The 5,731-nt window shown below is 36.6% G+C and carries 4 protein-coding genes; 1 reads left to right on the top strand and 3 read right to left on the bottom strand.

The features are described 5' to 3' along the window. Nucleotides 1–357: 357 nt before the first annotated feature. Nucleotides 358–1,464: a magnesium chelatase ATPase subunit I gene (bchI, locus tag F6K13_RS15425; protein WP_375339396.1), complete on the bottom strand. Its 1,107-nt coding sequence runs from the start codon at nucleotides 1,462–1,464 to the stop codon at nucleotides 358–360. Nucleotides 1,465–2,251: 787 nt separating this feature from the next. Between bchI and dapB the strand changes: the two genes are divergently transcribed. Then, nucleotides 2,252–3,079, top strand: coding sequence for a 4-hydroxy-tetrahydrodipicolinate reductase (gene dapB / locus F6K13_RS15420; protein WP_124155102.1), 828 nt, complete (start codon nucleotides 2,252–2,254; stop codon nucleotides 3,077–3,079). Between the two features lies 1 nt (nucleotide 3,080). On the opposite strand, the gene F6K13_RS15415 is transcribed toward dapB, so the two are convergent. Both F6K13_RS15415 and F6K13_RS15410 read right to left on the bottom strand, forming a co-directional pair. Beyond that, complete coding sequence (locus F6K13_RS15415; protein ID WP_124155103.1) at nucleotides 3,081–4,034, bottom strand: hypothetical protein; 954 nt, start codon at nucleotides 4,032–4,034, stop codon at nucleotides 3,081–3,083. 369 nt (nucleotides 4,035–4,403) lie between these two features. Then, nucleotides 4,404–5,075: an Npun_F0813 family protein gene (locus F6K13_RS15410; protein ID WP_124145192.1), complete on the bottom strand. Its 672-nt coding sequence runs from the start codon at nucleotides 5,073–5,075 to the stop codon at nucleotides 4,404–4,406. Between the last annotated feature and the right edge of the window lie 656 nt (nucleotides 5,076–5,731).

The raw sequence follows: 5,731 nt of genomic DNA, 5'->3' as shown, positions 1-5,731 counted from the left end.
TGTCAGCAGGACTATGCTGAAGGCTAATATGAAATCCGGTTAAACAGTTCTCATTACAACCGAAGAGAAGCAATCTTGCCCCACATGAGATTGCTTCCTTCCACTCCGTTCCAGTCGTAATGACGAATACAGTGACTAATTACCAGGATTCTATATAACTGCTAATCGCTCTATCAAAAGATTTAATATTTTTAATTTTCTGAAAAATTACCCATAATTTAATCAAGATAGGAGAAGCACTGATACAAGTTTTTCATAATTGTTAAATAGCTAATTTTTCACCTCAAAAAAATCGCTTTTATCAATCTGCTTCTCCCTCAAAAATTCAACTACAATTAACGAAGATTAATTCTTAAATTATCCTTCTACCTCTGCTAATCCAAAGACTCGATTAAAAACCTTCTTTACCTTATCACCCGAATCAATACTTTCCAATGGATCTTTTCGTAGTCGATGTCGTAAACACATTGTAATCACACGACCAATATCTTCCACCGTCACTTCTGTCTTACCCTCAAAAGCAGCTAAAGCTTTTGCTGCACGGTTAGTTACAATATCTCCCCGTAAACCATCCACATCTAACTCAGAGCAAACTTGAGAAATTTTCACTCGTAAATCATAATCAACTTCCACTGATTTCAGCTTTTGTTGAGCTTCTACAAGCTTATCCTGTAATTCTTCCTGTTGTGTTTGGTAATTTAATAAAAATTCTTGAGAATTTTGGTCAAAAGCTGAACGTTGTTCAACAATTTGGACTCGTAATGAAGGGTCCTTAACAGTCCTAATTTCGGCGTGCATTCCAAATCTATCCAGTAATTGAGGCCGTAATTCCCCTTCTTCTGGATTTCCCGAACCCACAAGCACAAAACGAGCAGGATGACGAATAGAAATACCTTCCCTTTCTACAGTATTCCACCCACTGGCTGCTGAGTCAAGCAAGACATCAACCAAATGGTCATCTAAAAGATTAACCTCATCAACATATAAAATGCCACGGTTTGCCTTAGCTAATAATCCAGGTTCAAAAGCCTTGACCCCTTCTGATAAAGCCTTTTCAATATCAATAGTACCACAGACCCGGTCCTCAGTAGCCCCTAATGGTAAGTCCACCATTTGGACTTTTCTTTTCACTGTGGCAATTTCTTGCTGTTGTGCCAATCTATCTTGCACAGAATCGCTCATTAGATCGGGGTCTTGAGGATCGCTGTTGAAAGGATCGTCTAGAACAATGTCAATTTCTGGGAGCAGATCGGCTAAAGCACGGATAGTAGTAGATTTACCTGTGCCACGATCGCCCATAATCATTACACCCCCAATTTTGGGGTCAATTACGTTTAATAACAAGGCCAGTTTCATTTCTTCCTGGCCGACAATTGCAGTGAAGGGAAAAACAGCCCGAATTTTTGGAACGGCTGGTTTAACAGATGTATTTACCGTATTATTGGCTTGAGCGATTGGACTCACAGTAGACTCTAAATTCTGATTACTAATTTTTATTTTTGCACATTGACGGACAATTAGAGCTTCTTACTGTACTTTTATCTATAATCTATAATGTAAGGGAATAGATGAACAGAAATGTCTGTGCCATATTTGCGTAGCGCTATAGATAAAGTACTAGTGTATAAATTTAGAGAAAAACTTGAAGAAGATATTAGGTTTTAGGTGTCAGGAGAAATAATTAATTTAGTAAGAGGTCTTTAAGACACGAAGCTGCAAAACTCGGTATCCACCATAAATTCAAGACAATCAAATCAATGATTTGATGGGGGTCATAATTTTGAATAGATAATTCTTTCGTGACGTTATCTCTCGTTAAGCTAGCGCTATAACCAGGGATTCCCTTCCTCACGGAAAAGGGCTTCCTGTTTCAAAGGTTGAGCATCCTCTTCACCTCCAAAGGCTGCAACAATGAGACCCACCGCCGTTTTGTACTGTCCAGTTCTGTACTTACCTAGCTACCTTCAAGATTTTACTTTCTTACGGAAATTACTAGGACTCCTGAGTTGAACCCCAGAGCTTGAGTTGTCTCAGTTTTGCAATCAGGTGCGTATTACCGCTACTCCTGATAACATTAATTATAGGATAATTGAAGTTACTTTACTGTAGAGATGAGTTTTTTTTGCAGGTCGCGATTCCCCTCCCGTTAAATCGAAGATTATAACGGCAGACCCCTTGCGACATTTAGTTAGCAAATAAAATGATCTAAAATGCTTATGTTCACTCCTAGTATCTAGTATTGATAAAAATTATGACAAATCAAAGTTCTACTCCTGTAATTGTTAATGGTGCTGCGGGCAAGATGGGCCGTGAAGTAATAAAAGCAGTAGCAAATGCTAGTGACATGACTCTTTTTGGTGCAATAGACCGCCAACCTGAGTATCTTGGTAAAGATGCTGGCGAATTGTGTGGTTGTGGAGAGCTAGAAGTGCCAGTGATTAATGATTTACAGGGGATGTTAGTCATGGCCGCCCAGGAAAAACAACCAGCAGTAATGGTTGATTTTACTCACCCAGATAGTGTTTATGAAAATGTTCGTTCTGCTATTGCTTATGGTGTCAGACCAGTGGTAGGAACTACAGGTCTTAGTCAAGAGCAAATTCAGGACTTAGCAGAATTTGCAGAAAAAGCCAGTATTGGTACACTGATAATTCCTAATTTCTCTATTGGTATGGTTTTGCTCCAACAAGCAGCGATCGCCGCTTCCCAGCATTTCGATCATGTAGAAATTATTGAGTTACACCACAATCAAAAAGCTGATGCTCCTAGTGGTACTGCAATTAAAACTGCAGAAATGTTATCGGAGCTAGGAAAAACTTACAATGTACCTAATGTTGAAGAAACAGAAAAAATAGAAGGGGCCAGAGGTTGTTTAGCAGAGGAAGGAATTAGGATTCATAGTGTACGCTTACCTGGTTTAATTGCTCATCAAGAGGTAATATTCGGTGGGCCTGGTCAAATTTATACTTTACGACACGATACAACAGATAGGTCTTGCTATATGCCTGGAGTTTTATTAGCCATTCGTAAAATTCAATCTTTAACCAAACTAATCTATGGCTTAGAAAAGCTGCTTTAAACTAAGAACTACTGCGTCTACTACGTCTACTTTGGCGAGAACGAGTTGAAATATCGTATTCTAAAACTGCACCTATGCCAAACAAAATTGCAGTAAATACAAAAAATACCTCTAATAAACCCCCACTTTCATAATCTCCTTCAATGCGGGAATCTGACCACTTAAAATACATATCAGCAATGTAAAGTGAAAATGTAGCAGCAGCAATCATCCGCCAAGACTGAGAAAAACGTCCACCCCAAAAAGCTAGAAGTAAAGCAGTAGCAATAATTAGTAAAAATACATCGGCAATTATATAAAACAAGTTTATGCTATAAGCAAATGGTTCTAACTTCTGATCTATACTTAGTACCCAAGACGGAGCCAAATTTGCCGATACTTCTTCTATATCTACCTCTTCTAAGACTGAAGTATCTGGACTAGATAATATACCAAAAAATGAAGGTTCAGCGACCCAAATAGCCAAAGCAACTCCTGCAACTGCTACTCCAGCTAAAACTCCCCACTGCCAAAATTCTAGATTTAGCCGTTTAGAAGTGACAGCCAATGTCATGCCCCAACCAATGAACAAGTAAGAAAAAGTGTAGAAAATATCTGCTAGTGAAACATCGGGGTCTAGTTCCCAAAGTAGTTCCCAACAACCAAAAACCACACCAGCAATAAAGTAGAATAATAATCCTAAACCAATGCCCATCCATACATTGCGCCCACTAACCATTTGAGGACTTTGCCAATTTCTAAAGCAAACTATAGAAGCTAATAAGTAAGCTCCCAGTTCAAATATGTAAGTACCAACAGAGTACCAAAAAGGTAATTCTTCCCCTGGTAAAGGTACACTAAACAGGAGAAAAAATAATAGGGCAAGTACACCCCAAATAAGACCAGTAATTACAATAGTCTGGGCTGAGAATAAAGACTTAGTAAGGGTAGATGATTTTTCTGAAGTGCTGCTCATAGGAATATTCTCATCAAGCTTAACTTTGAACACATATTTTCTCTCCATTTTTCACCATTTTTAGTCTTTTTTTGAGATTTATCAAAGGTATTAAGGAGATAAAAATAGACTTACTTTATTTTTTTGACCGATCGATATTAAAGAAATAGACTTTTTTCATCAATCAAATTTAAATTAATGAATTTAACCTAGTCTTAATCAAGATTGGACAAAAAAAATATTGATAGACTATTTGATTTTAAATGCTGTTTAAACATATAAATACAATCTGATGCCAAACTTATTATGTAGCAACATTTTATTTAATTTAGAGCGACCAATATCAATTTTTAACCTAACTCCAGAAGTGATACTGGCAAACTTTTTAAATTACTTTATTGCCCATTGTTTACCTTCAGGAAATTGATTCAGCCAAGCCATAAACTGAGTTTTATCAGCACTAGACATAGATTCTAAGATTTCATCAATACCTTCAGCAAAATTGGAATTACCAAAATATTCTTCACCTAAATGATGGACTTCTTGCAGTAAAGTATATAGATGAACTTCCCGCCAGGAAGGTAGTGGTAATTTTTTCACAGGATCGACAGTTAACAAAGCTTTAGTTGCATCAGGAGAATCAGTGTTAGGAAAGTTTCTTTTCTGAAGAAGTTTGGTAAAATCCTTGTGAAAAGACTTTGCCTGTCGATTACCTAATAAATCTTCTATATCAAAGTAAAGAGCTTGCACTAGCAGTAAACAACCCTGAATAAAGGAAGGAGTAATGGTGTCCTCATCTTTTGAGTCTTCATTACTAAGTTGCTCTAAGCGGATTTTTCCCCAAACACTATATCGATCGGGTTCCTCTAGTAAAACACAAGCTTTACCACGATTATCTGTTAAATCCCGCCAGAAGGATCTAGCTTCTTCAGCTTGCTCGGCCTTAAAAAGACTGATTAAGCGAAAACTTTGCCCTTGATAACTAAGAATAGGGATCTGTTGATCCTTTTTTGGGTGTTGAATACTTGTAATTTCAACATCTTGCCTTTTCAGAATAAACATGACACTTTACATTCGACTCCCATAATCACCTGGGGTACTATTGGTGTAATTGTAATCTGTTTTATATTTGCTAACATTTGTTTACAAATACTTCCTGTTTCTAGCTAGAAGTATCGGCACCACCTAGTCCACAGGGTTTAACTGTCACACCTGACCACCAATCAAAAACACGATCTGACAAAGATAGAAATTTTTTTCCCTAGTTAGAATAGGTTTTATCAGCTTTCAAAGCATTTAGTAGATTCTTACCAATAATTTAATTAATCAATCCTCTGACATAGATTTAATTTTATATATATAATAACTATGATTTTCTATAAAAATACTACAGGTATTTTAGTAAGCACAACTTTAAGCTATACTTGGCACGGATACAACTTGTGATTTTTCAATCTATAAATGGTAGTGGTAAATAAGTAATAATTTTTACAGCTTACCTCCTGACTATGACAAGGATCTACTAATAAATATCCTTACATATTTATCACTACCCTATAAATAATATAACTCCCTCAAGCAAAAGCTAAAATTGTGGACTTATAAAGTATAGATATATTAAGTTAGTATGAGAGACTTACCATACTTTATCGGTATTGTAATCGTATAAGAGAAAATCTGTAAAAATATACTATGTCTGGTGATGGAAAAATTTCACA

Source organism: Okeania sp. SIO2B9 (assembly GCF_010672505.1).
GTDB classification, from domain to species: Bacteria; Cyanobacteriota; Cyanobacteriia; order Cyanobacteriales; family Microcoleaceae; genus Okeania; species Okeania hirsuta.
The sequence above is the reverse complement of the archived record's forward strand: the minus strand, read 5'-3'. Positions and strand labels throughout refer to the sequence as shown.

Excerpts from the sequence above, each read along its gene's own strand:
- F6K13_RS15415 (WP_124155103.1), bottom strand. The coding sequence starts at position 4,034 with ATGAGCAGCACTTCAGAAAAATCATCTACCCTTACTAAGTCTTTATTC.
- dapB (WP_124155102.1), top strand. The coding sequence starts at position 2,252 with ATGACAAATCAAAGTTCTACTCCTGTAATTGTTAATGGTGCTGCGGGC.
- F6K13_RS15410 (WP_124145192.1), bottom strand. The coding sequence starts at position 5,075 with ATGTTTATTCTGAAAAGGCAAGATGTTGAAATTACAAGTATTCAACAC.